Origin of the sequence: Thermomonas paludicola (genome assembly GCF_024498955.1) — a bacterium.
In the GTDB taxonomy this organism is placed as follows: Bacteria; Pseudomonadota; Gammaproteobacteria; order Xanthomonadales; family Xanthomonadaceae; genus Thermomonas; species Thermomonas paludicola.
Genome location: NZ_CP093311.1, coordinates 869,805 through 887,256 on the forward strand (window position 1 = coordinate 869,805; position 17,452 = coordinate 887,256).

The following is a 17,452-nucleotide window of genomic DNA, read 5'->3' on the forward strand; positions in this document are numbered from 1 at the left end:
CGGTCAACGATCCAGGTAGGCCGCAAGCGCCGCGTTGTCCTGCTTGTCCAGTGCGTCCAGCCGCTTGTCCAGTGGTGGATGCGTCTTGTACAGGGAGGTCAGCCGCGGTGAAGCCGAACCCAGCGCGGCCATCTTCTGCAGCACGGCGTAATACGCCAGCGGGTTGCCGCCAGCCCGCGCCAGGTAGATGCCAGCCGCATGGTCGGCGCGATATTCGGCGTTGCGATCCAGCTGGGTCAGCATGATCGCCGCGCCGTTCTTTTCAATGTAGTCGCGCGCCAGGCTGCCGGCCACGCCGCCGCCGGTCTTGACCCGGCTGGCCAGCACGTTGCGCCCCACGCCCTGCAGTTCCTGTTTGCGCACTACCTCGTAATGGTCGCGCTGCACCACATGGCTGATTTCATGGCCCAGCACGCCGGCCAACTCGGCATCGCCGTCCAGCAGCTGGTACAGGCCGCGGGTCACCAGGATGTAGCCGCCGGGTGCGGCGAAGGCATTGATCTCGCTGTCGTCGATGACCCCGAACGTCCACGGCAGGTCGGGACGGCTGGTGCGCGAGGCCAGCCAGCGCCCCACCAGATTGACTCGATTCTGCATGACCGGATCCGCCACCAGCGGGGCGGCGCCCAGGATGCGGCCGGCAATCAGCGGGCCAAGCTGCAGCTCTTCCTCGTTGATTTCCTGCTCGGATTTGCCGATCAGTTTCTCGCCGGGCTCGGCCGTGCTGGCAAGTGACGGGTTGACCCGCGCCAGAAGGTCGCGCGCGAAGGCGAAGCGCTGGCGTTTTTCCGCCTGCGTGCCCGTGCTCTTGTCCTTGCCCGGCTGGAACTCGGCCGGATATGGCACCTGCGTGGCAACCCAGTGGCGCTTGGCGGCGGCTTGTTCAGCCTGCGCGGGCGTGGCGCGGTACGACTCCATCCGTTGCAGCTGCACCGGGTTGAAGGTGGCGGCCTTGAGCGAACTTTCGTCGATGCCGCGCACGCTGGCGGTCTCGCTGACGCGGCCCTTGCCGGCCTTGCCGGTGAACAAGGCCTTGCCGATGCCGCCGGTTTCCGTGCTGCCGTAGGCCACCCGCACTTCATTCACCCGCACATAGCCGGTTTTGCCGCCGGGCAGCGCCAGCTTGAACCACAGCCCTTGCTGTCCGGTCAGGCTGACGCTGGCGTTCTGCGCAAGCGTGGCGACCGATGCGGATGCGAAATCGGGCTTGGCATGCACGCTGACCGTCGGCTTGGCCACCGTCGCCGGCGTGCTGGAGATGGCGGCGCCCAGCAGCCCGCAGGCGGGAATCAGCAGGGCGGCAAGGATGAGCCGCAACGTCGTTTGCGTCATGGGATGTCCTTTTCTGGAGCGTCGCCGAAGTCAAGCGTATGCGATGGATCAAGGATATAGCGGTTGTCCGCGCTGAGCCGGAACTCTTCCGATGCATTGAGATCCTGCCCCAGCAACTCGCGCAGGCGCATCCGTTCACCGCGGCTGGTGCTGTCGTCATGGTCGTCGATCTGGGCAACGGAAATACACACCATCACCCGGCCATGTGCGTCCAGCGGCAGGTCGCCACGGTTCAGGTCGTGGTACAGCCGATCCAGTTCGCGCTTGCTGGTGCCCAGCACCTTGGCGCGCTCGCGCCCGGCCCAGATCAGCACCATCAAATCGTCGAGGATTTCGTGCAGCCAGCTCTTGCGCTCGACGATGCCCTCGATCATCACTGCCTCGCCCCCGGCGTACAGCTGGCGGCGCAGCAGGCGCCGGTATTCGCGCTTGCCGCGCACCGATTCGAACGACGGCAGGCCGTCATGTCTGACATAGCGCAGGCGCGCCATGGCCAGCCACGGGTGCCGGTGCGGGCTGTATTCCTCGCGATAGTCGTTGTTGCCGATCGCCCGCCCGCGCTGCACACCGGCATACATCCGGCACAGCCCGAAGCACAGGCTGACGAAGCCGACACAGGCAAAGATGTCCAGGAACACGCCGAAGAAGGTCAGGCCCAGCACCGCGCCGCCCAGCAGCACGGCATTGGTGGCGACGAACACGCCGTCCACGTCCTCATGCGGCTCGCCGCGCCAGAATGCGTAGGCCGTGAGCATGACCAGCAAGGCGGCCAACAGGTATTTGAGCGAGGCAGGGGGCATCCAGATGGCGCCGTCATGCAGCAGGGCATCGGTGGCCTCGGCCCAGACTTCCACCCCGGGCATGGCGGCGGCAACCGGGGTTGGCTTGCTGTCGCTGATGCCGGCGGCGGTGTAGCCGACCAGCGCCACTGCGCCGCGCAGCACGGGAAGCCGGCTGCCTGGCGGTTCACACACGGGCTTGCCGGCCAGCAGGTCGGCCGCGCTGACGTAGGGCAGCTGGCTGTTGCGGCGCCAGTTCACCCGGATTCGCGCGGGCAGCGACGCTGCCTTCACTCCTTTCAGCTGCATGGCCAGCCGCGCGGGCAGGGTGGGAAGCCCCCAGTCGCCAACCTCTTCGCGCAGGGGCACGTCGCGCAGCACGCCGTCCTCGCCACGGCTGACGTTGGCCAGCGCGGAGTGTTGCGCCATGGCTGCGCCGAACGGCAGGTACACGGCAACCGTTGGCCCCGGTGGACGGGCGCCCGGGGCCAGCGCAAACGCGCCCGGCACTTGCGCGGCATGCAGCGATGATGCGGCGTCGAAGGCCGGGTTCTGCCGCGAACTGGCGAACACGAAACGCCCCGCCCCGCCGGCAGCGATGGCATCCAGCATGGCATCGCCGTCGGCATCGCCCTTGTGGGGATCCAGGAACATCACGTCCATGCCGACCGCGCGCACGCCGGCGCGGTCGAGCGCGTCCAGCAGGTCCGCGTGTACCTGTCGCGGCCACGGCCAGCCGCCGATCCCCTGCGCGCGCGTCCATTCGATCGAGCAGTCGTCGATCTCCACCACCACGGTGTGGCCGGAGGGCCTGGGCTCCAGCGGGCGCCACTGGATGATCGTGTCGAAGATGCTGTCTTCGGCAGAATCAAGATTGCGGTCGTGGCTCCAGTCCCAGGCCAGCCCGGCCAGTGCGACGCAGGCCAGCAGGGGGAAGAAGGCGAATTTCAGGCGCAGCGCCAGCCAGGTCAACGGCCGCCGGTAGCCGCGTTCGACCACGGTCCACAGATCCATGAACCAGACCGCCAGCGTGGCCATGGCGGCATCGATGCGAGCCTGCAATACCTTCAATCGCTGGCGCGTCATGCGGGTGGTTCCTCAGTGCGTGCGTTCCACGACCCTGCAAGCCAGCGCCGTCAGCGCCCGCGAGTCGGCGCGCAGTTCCTGCAGTGCAGCCTGCATCGTTGCCGACAATTCGGCCAGCCGCTGGCGGCTGGCATCCGCGCCCAGCAGCGCCGGGAAGGTGGCCTTGTGTTGCGCGACGTCCTTGCCGGCAGTCTTGCCGAGCGTCGCGGCATCGCCTTCGATGTCCAGCAGGTCGTCCTTGATCTGGAATGCCAGGCCCAGTGCATCGGCGTAGCGATCCAGTGCAGCGTGGCTGGCGGCATCCGCGCCGCCGGCAATCGCGCCCAACCGCACCGCGCAGCGCAGCAGGGCGCCGGTTTTCAGCGCATGCAGGCGTTCGAGATGAAGCAAAGGGTCAGCGTGGTCTTTCGCATGCGACCAGCCATCCGGACCGCATGTCCCGCCGGTGGCGTCGATATCCAGCGCCTGTCCACCGCACATGCCGGCCACGCCGGCAGCGCGGGCCAGCTCGGCCAGCATGCCGATGCGGCGCTCGGCCGGCTGCGGGGCGGCGGCCAGCGCTTCAAACGCCAAGGACTGCAGCGCATCGCCGGCCAGGATTGCAGTGGCTTCGTCGTAGGCAACGTGTACCGTCGGCTGGCCGCGACGCAGGACGTCGTCATCCATCGCCGGCAGGTCATCGTGGACCAGCGAATAGCAATGCATCAGCTCGACTGCGGCAGCGGCGGCATCCAGTTCGGCGTCGGCCACGCCCAGGGCGGTGCCGGTGGCATACACCAGCAGCGGACGCATGCGCTTGCCGCCGTTCAATACGCCGTGGCGCATTGCGCCGTGCAGGCGCCGCGGCGAGTCATCGGGGCTGGGCAGAGCCTTGTCCAGCGCGGCTTCCACGCGCGTCGTCCAGCGCGCGAACGTGGCGTCAGTCATCGTCGCCGGCGTCGAAATCGCGGGCGATGCCGGGCCTGGCCGGGTCGCTGAGCAGGCGCACGCGCAGTTCGGCCTGCTCCAGCGCGCTTTGGCAGCGCCGGTACAGGCCGACGCCGTGCTCGTAGGCGGCCAGCGAGTCTTCCAGGGACAGCTCGCCGGCTTCCATCTTGCCGACCAGGTCTTCCAGCGCCTGCATCGAGTGTTCGAAATCGGCGACGGGGGAGGGGACGGATGCGGGTGTGGATTTGCGGGCCATGTGCGGGAGTTTACGTCACCGCCAGCCAACGCAGGCGGGCATCGTGCTGCTCCAGCCAGGCCGCCATGCGTGCCGACACGATCGTTGCGCCGGCGGCCAGCAATTGGCCATCGGCCGCCGACAGCAGCGGCAGACGTTCGCGCTGCCACGGTGGCATGCCGCTGTCTTGCAGCACATGCTTGAGCGCGTGCGAATGCGCGCGCCCCGGCAGGGTGATGCGTTCGCCGCCGCGCCGCGCATGCACGCGCAGCGGGGCGTCGAAACCGCCTGCGCCCAGCAGTTGCAAGGTGTCTTCGGTGGGCAGGGTGAGCGCGCTGCTGCCATCCCAGCACTGCGACCAGTCGGCGGGAAGCGGCGCACGCGGCATGCCTGCATGCAGCAGGTTGCGCCAACGCTGCATGCGTGCGCCGGCCCATGCAATGGCCGGCTGCGCATCGCTGCGCGCGGCCAGCAGGTCGCGCTCGATGCGCGCCACGCTGCTGCCCGGGAGCGGCGGCAGCCCAAGCCGTTCGATCCAGCGGCGCAGCACCCGCGCGCGCCGCGCGGCCGGCAGCGCCAGTAGCGGTTCGATGCGAAGCGTGCGGGCATCCAGCTGCAGGCTGTCCAGCGCAACATCGTCGCCTTGCTGCAACAGATCGGTGGACTGCGCGCACAGCGCCGCGCTCCGCGCGAGTGCGGTAGAGGCATGTGGCCAGCGCTGGCGCAGCAGCGGCAGTACGGCATTGCGCAGGAAAGTGCGGTCGGCATCCGTCGCGGCGTTGCCGGGGTCTTCGATCCACGCCAGCTGATGCTGCAGCGCGTGGGCACGCAAATCGTCGCGGGCGATGCCCAGCAGTGGGCGCCACAGCCAGCCATGGGCAAAGCGTCGGCAGGCCTGCATCGCTGCCAACCCGTCGCTGCCGGAACCGCGCAAGGCGCGCAGCAGGAAAGTTTCGGCCTGGTCGTCCCGATGATGGGCAAGGGCGAGAATGTCGCCGTCGCGCAGCGCTTCGGAAAAGGCGGCGTAGCGCGCGTTGCGGGCGGCGCCTTCAAGGCCAAGCCCGCTGCTGCGATTCACTGCGACACGCACCACTTCCAATGGAACGTCGAGTGCCTCGCAGCTGCGCTGGCAGTGGAGGGCCCAGGCATCAGCCCCCGCCTGCAGGCCATGGTGGACATGGATGGCGCGCAACCCTGCGCGGCGCGTGGCGGCGTCCGTCGCCAGCAGGTGCAGCAGGACCGTGGAATCCAGGCCGCCGCTGAAGCCGACCAGGACCGGGTGGCCGGTTTGCGCCGCCCCCGGCAGGCACGCGGGCAGCTGGAGTGGGGCGGATGTGCTGGTCATGCGGGGAGCTCCGCGCGTCGTGGCGACGCGCGGAGCGAGGGCACTACTCGGTATCGACGCGGATGCCGCCGACAAACCCTGCCGCGATGTTGTAAACAAACGCCTGGATCAAGCCCCCGATGAAGCCGAAGATGCCGTAGAAAATCGGCATCAGGATGATGCCCATGAAGCCGCCCGCCATCGCCATGCCGCCTCCTTCATGGCCGCTCAGCGAGCCCAGCAGCGCCCCGAACAGGCTGCCGAATGCAAAGAAAATCAGGCCGACCAGCAATCCGAAGGCCGCTGCGATGATGCCCATGATCTTGGCAGCGGACAGGACGTCGATATGTTTGATGATCACGCAAAGTCTCCCCATGCCGGCCGATTGCCGGTGCGGCAAGCATAGTGGATCAGAAGCGATGGGCGCGCGGCCTCAATTGGCCTCGTAGGCTCCGTAGCCGCGCAGGCGGCGATAACGGCGTTCCAGCAGGTCTTCCAGCGGAATGGCGTCCAGTGTGGCCAGCTCGTTCAGCAGGACGGCCTTCAGCCGCTTGGCCATCTGCACCGGGTTGCGGTGCGCGCCGCCGGTGGGCTCGCGCACGATCTTGTCGATCAGGCCCAGGCCCTTCAGTCGCTTGGCGGTGATGCCCATCTGCTCGGCGGCGTCCTTGGCCTTGGCCGCATCGCGCCACAGGATCGAGGCGCAGCCTTCCGGGGTGATCACCGAATAGGTGCTGTATTCGAGCATGTTGGTGATGTCGCCGACGCCGATCGCCAGCGCGCCGCCGCTGCCACCCTCGCCAATCACCGTGCAGATGATCGGCACGCGCAGTTCGGCCATTTCCAGCAGGTTGCGGGCGATCGCTTCGGACTGGCCGCGTTCCTCGGCATCGATGCCGGGCCAGGCGCCCATGGTGTCGATGAAGGTCAGCACCGGCAGGCCGAAACGTTCGGCCAGGTGCATCAGGCGCAGCGCCTTGCGGTAGCCCTCGGGCTTGGGCATGCCGAAGTTGCGGCGCACCTTGGCCTTGCTGTCGCGGCCTTTCTCGTGGCCGATCACGACCACGCTGCGCCCATCGATGCGGGCCAGGCCGCCGACAATCGCATTGTCGTCGGCGAAGGCGCGGTCGCCGGCCAGCTCCTGGAATTCGTCGCAGATCACCCGCAGGTAATCCAGCGTGTAGGGGCGCGATGGGTGACGTGACAACTGCGAGACCTGCCACGGGGTCAGGTCGCGGAAAATCGTCGCGGTGCGTTTGCGCAGCTTGTCCTGCAGCGCGTGCACTTCGGTGTCGATGTTGACCGCCGGGCCATTGCTGGCCTGTCGCAGCTCCTGGATCTTGGTTTCCAGGTCGGCGATGGGCTGCTCGAAGTCGAGGTAATTCGGGTTCATTCTTGCAAGTTTAGCCCAGCTGGCCCGCCGTACCGAATCGCAGGGAGCTCAGCTGGCTGCCACCCATGGCCGGGCCAGCTGCACGCTGACCGTGTCGATGCCGGGCAAGCTGCGCAACAGGCCGGCCAAATGGGCGTCCATCTGCAGGCCGCGCCCGCCGTTGAGCGTCAGGCGGCCCACGCCGGCGGGGGTGGTGACCTCCAGCAGCACGGGGGTGGGACCGGCATGCTGCTTGAGCACCTGCTCGAAGCGCTGCAGCGCCTCCGGCACGCGCAGGTCGATGCGAATCGATACCCGCTGTGCCTGCTGGTTGCAGAGTTGCGCGAAGTCCCAGCAGCGGCTGGCGCGCAGCGAGAAGCCGCCGTTGAATTCGTCTTCGCGCAGCCCGCCTTCGACCACCAGGATGCGGTCACGGGTCAGCAGCGGCGCGAACTCCTGCCAGGCATCGCCGAAAAAGCCGCACTCGATTCGCCCACGGCCATCTTCCAGTTGCACGAAGGCCTGGGTTTCGCCGCGCTTGCGCATGCCGATCACCTGGCCTGCAACCACCGTCTGCACCAGCGGCCGCCAGCTGCGGCCTTCCTGCTGCGGGCGATTGGGCTGCGCGCCGCGCTCCCACAGGGCGTCCAGCGCCGACAGGTCGTGGCCCACCAGCTTTTGCACGTCATCCCGGTAGGGATCCATCGGGTGGCCGCTGAGGTAATGCCCCAGCGTCTCGCGTTCGCCCTGCAGCTTTTGCGCGAGCGGCCACTCGGTGGTTTCAGGCAGATCGATCCGGATGTCGGCGTTGCCGCCGCCGAACATGTCGAACATGCCGGCCTCGCGGTTCCTGGCCATCTGGTCGGTGGCCTTCATCGCCTCAGGCAGCTGCAGCATCAGCGAGGCCCGGTTGACGGCGAGTGTGTCCATCGCGCCGGCGTGGATCAACGCTTCCAGCGTGCGTTTGTTGAGCCCGCCGGCGGAGACGCGCTGGCAGAAATCCAGCAGATCGCGGAAGCCGCCGTCGTTTGCGCGCGCTGCCGCAATCGCCTCGCACACGCCCTGGCCCACGCCCTTCACCGCGCCGAGGCCATAGCGGAGGATGTCCGGCGCGGTCGCCTCGAACATGTAGCTGGACGCGTTCACGTCGGGTGGCAGCACGGTCAGGCCGAGGCCGCGCGCTTCATCGAGGAAGGTCACCACCTTGTCGGTCTTGTCCATGTCGCTGGACAGGGTGGCGGCCATGAACTCGGCCGGGTAGTGCTGCTTCAGCCACGCGGTCTGGTAGGCGACCAGCGAGTACGCGGCGGCGTGCGACTTGTTGAAGCCGTAGCCGGCGAACTTCTCCATCAGGTCGAAGATTTCGTCGGCCTTGGCCGCGCTGACGTCGCCCTTGGCCGCGCCCTCGCGGAAGATCTCGCGGTGCTTGGCCATCTCGGCCGGCACCTTCTTGCCCATCGCGCGGCGGAGCAGGTCGGCGCCGCCCAGCGAGTAGCCGCCGACGATCTGCGCCATCTGCATGACCTGCTCCTGGTAGACCATGATGCCGTAGGTCTCCTGCAGCATGGCCCGGGTGCGCGGGTCGGGGTACTCGAACGTCTCGGTGCCGTGCTTGCGCGCCACGAACGACGGGATCATCTCCATCGGGCCGGGGCGGTACAGCGCGTTCAGCGCGATCAGGTCCTCGAAGCGGTCGGGTTTCGCGTCCTTCAGTGCGCGCCGCATGCCGGCGGATTCGAACTGGAACACCGACCCGGTGTTGCCGTTGGCGAACACGTCGCGGTAGACGCTGGCGTCGTCGAGCGGGATGGTGGCGATGTCCACTGGTTCGGCGCCTTCGCGCGCGCGCCGCGCGTTGATCGCCTTCACCGCCCAGTCGATGATGGTCAGCGTGCGCAGGCCCAGGAAGTCGAACTTCACCAGGCCGACCGCTTCCACGTCGTCCTTGTCGAACTGCGTCACCGGGTTCTTGCCCAGCGTGCCATGGTCGTGTTCGGCGTACAGCGGGCAGAAGTCCGACAGCGGGGTCGGGGCGATCACCACGCCGCCGGCGTGCTTGCCCGCGTTGCGGGTCAGGTCTTCCAGCTGCAGTGCGAGGTCGATCAGGTCGCGGACGTCGTCTTCGCTCTCGTAGCGCTGGATCAGTTCGGGCGAGGCCATTTCGCCGTCCATCCCGCCCTTGCCCTGGCCCATCGCGTCCTTCAGCGAAATGCCGAGGATGTTGGGGATCAGCTTGGCGATGCCGTCCACCATGCCGTAGCCGAAGCCGAGCACGCGGCCGGTGTCGCGCAGCACCGCCTTCGCGGCCATGGTGCCGTAGGTGATGATCTGGCTGACGCGGTCGCGGCCGTACTTGCGGGCGACGTAGTCGATGACTTCGTCGCGCCGGTCCATGCAGAAATCGATGTCGAAGTCGGGCATCGACACGCGTTCCGGGTTGAGGAAGCGCTCGAACAGCAGGTTGTACGGCAGCGGGTCCAGGTCGGTGATCTGCAGCGCCCACGCCACCAGCGAACCGGCGCCGGAGCCGCGACCGGGGCCGATCGGGATGCCCTGGTTCTTCCCCCACTGGATGAAGTCGGCCACGATCAGGAAGTAGCCGGGGAAACCCATCTTGCAGATGGTGTCCAGCTCGAATTCCAGCCGCGCGTCGTAGTCCTCGCGGGTCTTGCCCGGCGCCAGCGGGTTCTTCTGCAATCGCGCTTCCAGCCCGCGCCGCGATTCGCTGCGGATCCAGCTGTCCAGCGTCTCGTCGGACGGCACCGGATAGGCGGGCAGGAAATACGTGCCCAGCTTCAATTGCAGGTTGCAGCGCTGTGCCAGCGCGACGGTGTTGTCCAGCGCGTCGGGCACGTCGGCGAACAGGGCGACCATCTCTTCGGTCGAACGCAGGTACTGCTGCGCGCTGTAGTCGCGCGGGCGGCGCGGGTCGTCGAGCACGCGGCCGCTGGAGATGCAGACGCGCGCTTCGTGCGCGTCGAAGCCGGCGGCGTCGAGGAAGCGCACGTCGTTGCTGGCGACCACCGGCAGGCCCAGTTTGGCGGACGCATGCAGGGCGAACTGGTTGAATGCTTCCTCGCCGTCGCGGCCGGTGCGGGTGAGTTCCAGGTGCAGGTCGTCGCCGAACACCCGCCGCCATTCGGCCAGCTGCGCTTCCGCCAGGTCGTGGCGATTGGCGGTGGCCAGCCGCCCGGCCAGGCTCGCGCGGCCGGCGATGGCGCACAGGCCGGCGTGGTCGTCGCGCAGCCATTCCGGGTCGATGGCCACGCAGTCGCCGCGCTGGCCTTCCAGCCACGCGCGGCTGAGCAGGCGCGACAGGCTCAGGTAGCCGTCCTGGTTGCGGCACAGCAGGGTGAGCATCGACGGCGCGTCGCCGCCGTCCGCGATCATCAGGTCGGCGCCGGCGATGGGCTTGATGCCCACGCTTTCCGCCGCCTTGTAGAACTTCACCAGCGCGAACAGGTTGTTGCGGTCGGTGACCGCCAGCGCCGGCAGCCCCAGTTCCACCGCGCGGCTGAGCAGGTTCGGCCGGTCGCCGGCCTTTTCCGGACGCGCGTAGTCGGGCTTCTCGGGCACGCGGATGGTGGAATCCGCGAGCGAGAACTCGGTGTGCAAATGCAGATGAACGAAACGTGCGGGCATCGCTGGGTCGCGTGTTGAACGGGCAGGGTAGGCCGGCGAGGGGGTTGCGACAAGGACTTGACAGCGCCGCGCGGGCAGCAGGCTCAAGCGGAGCCCGGGATGGCGAGCAAATCGCCCTGTGTTGGCGTTTCCAGCGCATTCCGCACCGGCGCGAAGCTGCGCCGATGCTGCGGGCAAGGGCCGAAGCCGCGCAGCGCGTCAAGGTGCTGCGGGCTGGGGTAGCCCTTGTGGCGGTCGAATCCGTACTGCGGGTATTCCACATGCAGCGCCTGCATGCGGGCGTCGCGCGCCACCTTGGCGAGGATCGAGGCGGCCATGATGCTGCGGTCGCGGGCGTCGCCGCCGACCCAGGCTTCGGCGGGGCAGGGCAGATCTTTCGGCAGGCGGTTGCCGTCGATGCGTGCGCAGTCGGTCACGTGGGCGACGCCGAGCAGCGCCTCGCGCATGCCGTGCATCGTGGCCTGGAAGATGTTGCGGCGGTCGATCTCGTCGGCTTCGACGAACACGATCTTCCACGCCAGCGCGCGCTCGAGGATGCGCGGGTAGAGTTGCTCGCGCTTTTTTTCTGTCAGGGCCTTCGAATCGTCCAGCCCGTTGACCGGCGTGCGGCCCGGCGCGAACACCACCGCGGCCACCACCACCGGTCCGGCCAGCGGTCCGCGGCCCGCTTCGTCGATGCCGGCGATGCGCAGGTTCATGCGCGTCACAGCAACCCGGCCACCGCGTCGGCGGCACGCTGCGAGGCGTCGCGGCGCAGTGTCTCGTGGAGGACAAGGAAGCGCGGCTGCAGGGTCGCCACCGCTTCGCCGTCTCGGAACCAGCGCAGCAGCGCGGCGTGCAGGTTCTCCGGCGTGCAGTCGTCCTGCAGCAGTTCGGGGATCAAAGCCTCGCCTGCGAGCACGTTGGGCAGGCTGACGTGCGCGGACTTGAGCATGCCGAACAGCCGGACGATGCGGTAGGTCAGTGGCGCGATGCGGTGGCCCACCACCATCGGCCGCTTGCACAGCATCGCTTCCAGTGCAGCGGTGCCGGACGCCAGCAGCACCGCGTCGCTGGCGATCATGATCCGCTGCGCCTGGCCGTCGATGACGCGGAACGCCGGCGCATCGCCGAGGATGGCGTCGATGGCGGCACGGCACTGCGTATTGGCTGCCGGTACCAGCACGCGCAAGCCCGCAACGTCGCGCGCCAAGCGGCGCGCGGCGTCGGCGAAGTCGGGCAGCATGCGGCGGATTTCGCCCAGCCGGCTGCCGGGCAGCAGCGCGAGGATCGGTGCGTCGTCGGGTTCGCCGAGCGCGGCGCGCGCGGTGGCGCGGTCCGGTTGCAGCGGAATTGCATCGGCCAGCGGGTGGCCGATGAACGCTGCATCCACGCCGTGCCTGGCGTAGATCGGTGGTTCCATCGGGAACAGGCAGAGCACGCGGTCGGCGCTCTCGCCGATCTTCGCAGCGCGCCCCTGTCGCCACGCCCAAATCGAGGGGCTGACATCGTGCACGGTGCGCACGCCGCGCTGCTTCAGCCAGCGCTCGACGCCGAGATTGAAGTCGGGCGCGTCGATGCCGATGAACACGTCGGGCTTCCAATCCAGCACCCGCTGGCGGAAGTGCTTGCGCAGCCTCAGCAAGCGCGGCAGGTGCGCCAGCACTTCGGCCAGGCCCATCACTGCCAGTTCGCTGGCGTCGTGCCAGGTGGCCATGCCCGCCGCACGCATGGCATCGCCGCCGATCCCGGCGAACTGCGCATCGGGGAAGCGCGCGCGCAGGGCTTCGATCAGGCCGGCGCCGAGCTGGTCGCCGGAGGTTTCGCCGGCGCAGAGGGCGATGCGAACCGTCATGCTGCCCTTCGCGAGGAATCCGGTTCGCGCCTGCGGCGGGGGCGGACTCCAACCAAGCGAATCCCGTGGAGCGACTTGGAGTCCGCCCCCGCCGCAGGCGCGACGAAGCCGACGACGCTCACCGCAGCAACGGCCGCTCGCCGGCATCGATGAAATCAAGAAAAGCGCGCACGTCGTCGCTGTCCGCAGCGATCTCGGCCAGCTCGACCTTGGCCTCGTCCAGCTTCGCCTCGCCCATGTACAGCGCGCGGTAGGCGCGCTTGATCGCGGCGACGCGCGCCGCGTCGAAGCCGCGTCGCTTCAGTCCCTCGGCATTGATGCCGCGCGGGCGCGCGTATTTTTCCTGCGCCACCATCAGATAGGGAGGCACGTCGCCGTTGACGAACGCGCCCATGCCGATGAACGCGTAGTCCCCGATCCGGCAAAACTGGTGGACGCCGGAAAAGCCGCTGAGGATCACGTGGTTGCCCACGGTCACGTGGCCGGCCAGGGTGGCATTGTTGGAGAACACGCAGTCGCTGCCGACGATGCAGTCGTGGGCGACATGGGTGTAGGCCAGGATCCAGTTGCGGTCGCCGATGCGGGTCATGCCGCCACCATCCCCGGTCCCGCGATTGATGGTGACGAATTCGCGGATCGAGTTGCCATCGCCGATTTCCAGCGACACGCGTTCGCCGCGGTATTTCTTGTCCTGCGGGTCGGTGCCGATCGCAGCCTGGCCATGGAACACGTTGTCGCGGCCGATCCGGGTTGGGCCTTCCACCACGCAATGTGCGCCGATGCGCGTGCCATCCCCGATCTCGACATCCGCGCCGATCACCGCATAGGCGCCGACCTGCACGCCCACGCCCAGCCGTGCGGCTGGGTCGATGACCGCGCTGGGGTGGATCAGCGGCGTGCTGCTGCTCATTCGCGCGTGGCTGCCGCGCACAGGATTTCGGCGCAGGCGACCTGCTCGCCGTCAACGCGGGCGATGCCCACGTATTGCGCCATGTTGCGGATGCGGCGCTTGAGCTCCACGTCCAACTCCAGGCGATCGCCGGGGATGACCATGCGGCTGAATTTCGCGTTGTCCACTTTCACCAGATAGAAGGTCTGGCCGTCCTTGACGCCGGGGTCGCGGGAAAGCTGGGTGAGCAGCCCGCCGGCCTGCGCCAGCGCTTCCACCACCAGTACGCCCGGCATGACCTGCTGGCCGGGGAAGTGGCCGGTGAAGAATGGCTCGTTGTAACTGACGTTCTTGTATGCCAGCACGCGCTTGTCTTTTTCGAACTCGATCACCCGATCCACCAGCAGGAACGGAAACCGGTGCGGCAGCAGGCGCTCGATCTCGGTGCTGGTGACGGGCAGGGTTACGGATGGGGCTGCATCGGTCATTCAGTGTCCTTCACGCTGCCGGGCGTGCGCCGGGCAATGCGGTCGAGTTGTTTGAAACGCGCGGCACTTTTGCGCCAGTCGCGATTGGTCATCAGCGGGGTTCCGGAAGAATACTCGCCAGCCGCGTGGATCGAGTGGGTGACCAGCGACATCGCGGTGATCACCACCCGGTCGCATACCTCGAGGTGGCCGAGGATGCCGGCACCGCCGCCGATCAGGCAGTGGCGGCCAATGCGCGCGCTGCCGGCCACCGCCGAGCATCCGGCCATCGCGGTATGCGCGCCGATGCGGACGTTGTGGCCAATCTGGATCTGGTTGTCCAGGCGCACGTCGTTTTCCAGCACGGTGTCGTCCAGCGCGCCGCGATCGATGCTGGTATTGGCGCCGATCTCGCAGTCGTCACCCACCACCACGCCGCCCAGCTGCGGCACTTTCACCCATTGGCCGTGGTCCATGGCGATGCCGAAGCCATCCGCGCCGAGTACCGCGCCGGGATGCACCAGCACGCGCTGGCCCAGGCGCACGCGCGTCACCAGCGTGACCCGCGCCACCAGCACGCAGCCTGCGCCGACCACGCAGTCATCGCCAATCACGCAGCCTGGCCCGATCACCGCGCCCGCGTCGACGCGGCTGCGGGCGCCGATGCTGGCGTGCGGCCCGATGCTGGCGCTGGCGTCGATTCGGGCATCCGCATCCACCACCGCCGTGGGGTGGATGCCGGGCGGATGGTCGGGCTTGCGCTCGAACAGCCCGGCGATTTTCGCGAAGGCAACGTAGGGGTCCGGCGCGATCAGCGCGGTGCCGGCCCATCCGTCGGCATCACTGCCGCGCAGCACCACGACGCCGGCGCGGGTTTGCGCGAGCTGGGCACGGTAGCGCGGATTGGCGAGAAACCCCAGCTGGCCGGGGCCGGCATCGGCCAGCGTGCCGACGCCATCGACCGCGCGATCCGCACCACGCAATTCCAGCCCGAAGCGCGCGGCCAGATCGGAGGCGATGAAAGACGACGCGGTCATCCCACGGCAGCCGTCAGAGCTGGCCGCCGAAGTTGAACTGCAGGCGCTCGATCTGGTCGCCATCCTTCTTCCGGAGCGGCAATGCATAGCTGATCGACAGCGGGCCCATCGGCGAGCGCCACAGCAGGGCGACGCCGGCCGAGGCCCGGAACTCATTGGCGCTGACGTTCTTCCAGCCGTCAAAGGCATTGCCGAAATCCAGGAACGCGGACACGCGCGCAGAGGGACTGTCGAACAGCTTCGGGAAGATTGCCTCCACCGAACCGGCGACCAGAACCGACCCGCCCAGCGGCTGGCGATAGCCGTAGGTCGAGGTGTAAGTCGGGCCCAGGGTGTTGTCGATGAAGCCGCGCACCCTGCCGTTGGACGAGATGCCGCCGGCGTAGAAGTTCTCGAAGAACGGAAGGCCGCTGGCGGTCACCGTCTTGACGTAGTCGGTGGACGTTGTCTGGCACGGGTTGCTGGGCGGCGGCGGAGGCGGCGGCAGCGGTGGATTCGGGTTGCTCTGGGTTGGCGGTGTCGGCGGTGTCGGCGCGGTGTAGCAGAGGTTTCGGGTGAAGTCCTTGCCGTAGGAGTCGCCGTAGCCCAGGTTCACCCCGGTCTTGAGCACCAGCAGCCGGCTGAGCGGCCAATACTTGGCGAAGTCGTATTGCAGCTTGAAGTACTCCACGGTGGAGCCGGGCAGAGTCATTTCCGCCGTCAGGTTCTGCGTGCTGCCCACCACCGGGGTGAAGTAGTTGTTGCGGGTGTCGCGGCCCCAGCTCAGCTGGGCGCGCCAAGAATGGAAGGTGCGCTGGCCAATGGCTTTCACGTAATCGACCATCGGCGGCGGGGTCGAGCCTTCAAAGGCGAGGATTTCGTTGGAGTCGATGCCGACCATCAGCGAAATGGAATCGCTCTCGCTCAGCGGCAGGCCCATGAATACCTGGAACGCGCCGCTGTTGGTGGAGTACTGGGCCACGTTGAAGCTGGAGTAGTCGAACTCGCGCCACCACAGGTTGTAGCCAAGCGACAGGCCGTCATCGGTGAAGTAGGGGTTCATGTACGAGAAGTCGTAGCGCTTCTGGTACGCGCTGCGGGTCAGCGCCATCGAGACACGGTTGCCGGTGCCCAGAAAGTTGTTTTCAGAGAGCTGCAGCGACAGGTTGAGGCCGGACAGCTGCGAATAGCCGACGCCCGCGGAAATGCTGCCGGAGGTGGTTTCCTTGACCGTGTAGGTGACGTCCACCTGGTCATCGCTGCCGGGTACCGGCGTGTTGTCCACGCTGACTTCCTCGAAATAACCGAGGCGGTCGAGGCGCACCTTGCTGCGGTCGATGGCAGCCTGCGAATACCAGGTGCCTTCGAACTGGCGCATTTCGCGGCGCAGCACCGAGTCGGCGGTGCGCGTATTGCCCTTGAACACGATCCGGCGCACGTTCACGCGCGGCCCCGGTTGCACCTGGAAGTTGATCGCCACGGTGCGCTTGTCGCGGTCGATGGTCGGGATCGGGTTGACCTTGGCGAAGGCGTAGCCGATGTTGGCCAGGCGCAGGGTGATCGCGTTGGAGGCGAACTCCAGCAGGCTGCGCGAGAAGGTGGTGCCCGGCCTGATGAAGCTGACGATCGTTTCGATTTCCGGCTTGGGCAGGACGGTGTCGCCGGACACGCTGACCTCGGAGAAGTTGTACACCTGTCCTTCGGTCATGCCCGCGGTGAGGAACATGTCCTTCTTGTCGCCGCTGATCGCAACCTGGGTGGAGTCCAGGCTGAAATCCACATAGCCGCGGTCCATGTACCAGGAATTGAGCTTTTCGATGTCGCCGGAGAGCTTTTCGCGCGAGTACTGGTCGTCGCGCTTGTACCAGGAGAGCCAGCCGCTGGTGTGCGATTCCCAGCCTTTGGTGATGTCCTCTTCCGGGAAGCTGTCATTGCCAATCAGGTTGATGTGGCGGATCCGCGCGGCCTTGCCTTCCTTGATGGTGATGGTCAGGTTGACCCGGTTGCGGTCCAGCCGCTCCACGCTGGGCGAGATCTGCACGCTGTACTTGCCGCGGTTGTTGTACTGGCGGGTCAGTTCCTGGGTGACGCGGTCCAGGTTGAGCGGGTTGAAGGTTTCGCCCTCGGCCAGGCCGATGTCCTTCAGGCCCTTGGTCAGGTCTTCGGTCTTGAGGTCCTTGTTGCCCGCCAGCGTCAGCTTGTTGATGGCCGGCCGCTCGGTCACGCTGATGACCAGGATCCCGCCCTGATGATCCAGCCGCACGTCCTCGAAGAAGCCCGTCTTGTACAGGGCGCGCACGGCCTCGGCCGCCTTGCCCTGGTCGAGGGTGTCGCCGCGCTCCACCGGCAGGTAAGTGAGCACGGTGCCGGCGCCGATGCGCTGCAGGCCGTCGATGCGGATGTCGCTGACCGTGAACGGCGTCAGTGCCGTCTGCGCCCAGACCGGCAGCGAAAGCGCCGACAGCAGGGCAAGGGTGAGCAGACGGCGGGGCATGGGTCGGGTCATTCGGAACATCCTGTTGATCGGAACTGCCTGTTCGGGGCGCCCT

General features: G+C 67.7%; 14 protein-coding genes. All 14 read right to left on the minus strand.

Annotated elements, in window-relative coordinates:
* Positions 1 to 3 precede the first annotated feature (3 nt).
* Positions 4 to 1,332, minus strand: a complete 1,329-nt coding sequence (locus LIW09_RS04170) for a M48 family metalloprotease (RefSeq protein ID WP_256646704.1) — start codon at positions 1,330 to 1,332, stop codon at positions 4 to 6.
* Positions 1,329 to 3,197, minus strand: a complete 1,869-nt coding sequence (locus LIW09_RS04175; RefSeq protein ID WP_256646705.1) for a CHASE2 domain-containing protein — start codon at positions 3,195 to 3,197, stop codon at positions 1,329 to 1,331. Before LIW09_RS04175 ends, LIW09_RS04170 begins: the two co-directional genes overlap by 4 nt.
* A gap of 12 nt (positions 3,198 to 3,209) precedes the next feature.
* On the minus strand, positions 3,210 to 4,124 hold the full coding sequence (locus LIW09_RS04180) for a farnesyl diphosphate synthase (RefSeq protein WP_256646706.1): 915 nt from the start codon (positions 4,122 to 4,124) through the stop codon (positions 3,210 to 3,212).
* Entirely contained in the window at positions 4,117 to 4,380 is a 264-nt protein-coding gene (locus LIW09_RS04185; RefSeq protein WP_256646707.1) for an exodeoxyribonuclease VII small subunit, read from the minus strand. The genes LIW09_RS04180 and LIW09_RS04185 overlap by 8 nt, the downstream gene beginning before the upstream one ends.
* Before the next feature lie 10 nt (positions 4,381 to 4,390).
* On the minus strand, positions 4,391 to 5,704 hold the full coding sequence (gene tilS / locus LIW09_RS04190) for a tRNA lysidine(34) synthetase TilS (RefSeq protein WP_256646708.1): 1,314 nt from the start codon (positions 5,702 to 5,704) through the stop codon (positions 4,391 to 4,393).
* A 43-nt stretch (positions 5,705 to 5,747) separates the two neighbouring features.
* Positions 5,748 to 6,044, minus strand: coding sequence for a hypothetical protein (locus LIW09_RS04195; protein ID WP_256646709.1), 297 nt, complete (start codon positions 6,042 to 6,044; stop codon positions 5,748 to 5,750).
* Between the two features lie 72 nt (positions 6,045 to 6,116).
* On the minus strand, positions 6,117 to 7,076 hold the full coding sequence (locus LIW09_RS04200) for an acetyl-CoA carboxylase carboxyltransferase subunit alpha (protein WP_256646710.1): 960 nt from the start codon (positions 7,074 to 7,076) through the stop codon (positions 6,117 to 6,119).
* Positions 7,077 to 7,124: 48 nt separating this feature from the next.
* A complete protein-coding gene (dnaE, locus tag LIW09_RS04205) occupies positions 7,125 to 10,697 on the minus strand; it encodes a DNA polymerase III subunit alpha (RefSeq protein WP_256646711.1) in 3,573 nt (1,190 codons plus the stop codon).
* A gap of 83 nt (positions 10,698 to 10,780) precedes the next feature.
* The gene (locus LIW09_RS04210; RefSeq protein ID WP_256646712.1) at positions 10,781 to 11,395 is read right to left on the minus strand and encodes a ribonuclease HII; all 615 of its coding nucleotides are present in this window, start codon (positions 11,393 to 11,395) and stop codon (positions 10,781 to 10,783) included.
* A 5-nt stretch (positions 11,396 to 11,400) separates the two neighbouring features.
* On the minus strand, positions 11,401 to 12,531 hold the full coding sequence (gene lpxB, locus LIW09_RS04215; RefSeq protein ID WP_256646713.1) for a lipid-A-disaccharide synthase: 1,131 nt from the start codon (positions 12,529 to 12,531) through the stop codon (positions 11,401 to 11,403).
* 118 nt (positions 12,532 to 12,649) lie between these two features.
* Positions 12,650 to 13,441: an acyl-ACP--UDP-N-acetylglucosamine O-acyltransferase gene (gene lpxA, locus LIW09_RS04220; RefSeq protein ID WP_256646714.1), complete on the minus strand. Its 792-nt coding sequence runs from the start codon at positions 13,439 to 13,441 to the stop codon at positions 12,650 to 12,652.
* On the minus strand, positions 13,438 to 13,908 hold the full coding sequence (gene fabZ / locus LIW09_RS04225; RefSeq protein WP_256646715.1) for a 3-hydroxyacyl-ACP dehydratase FabZ: 471 nt from the start codon (positions 13,906 to 13,908) through the stop codon (positions 13,438 to 13,440). Before fabZ ends, lpxA begins: the two co-directional genes overlap by 4 nt.
* Entirely contained in the window at positions 13,905 to 14,924 is a 1,020-nt protein-coding gene (gene lpxD / locus LIW09_RS04230; protein WP_256646716.1) for a UDP-3-O-(3-hydroxymyristoyl)glucosamine N-acyltransferase, read from the minus strand. The genes fabZ and lpxD overlap by 4 nt, the downstream gene beginning before the upstream one ends.
* Positions 14,925 to 14,937: 13 nt before the next feature.
* Positions 14,938 to 17,409: an outer membrane protein assembly factor BamA gene (bamA, locus tag LIW09_RS04235; protein WP_256646717.1), complete on the minus strand. Its 2,472-nt coding sequence runs from the start codon at positions 17,407 to 17,409 to the stop codon at positions 14,938 to 14,940.
* Positions 17,410 to 17,452 lie beyond the last annotated feature (43 nt).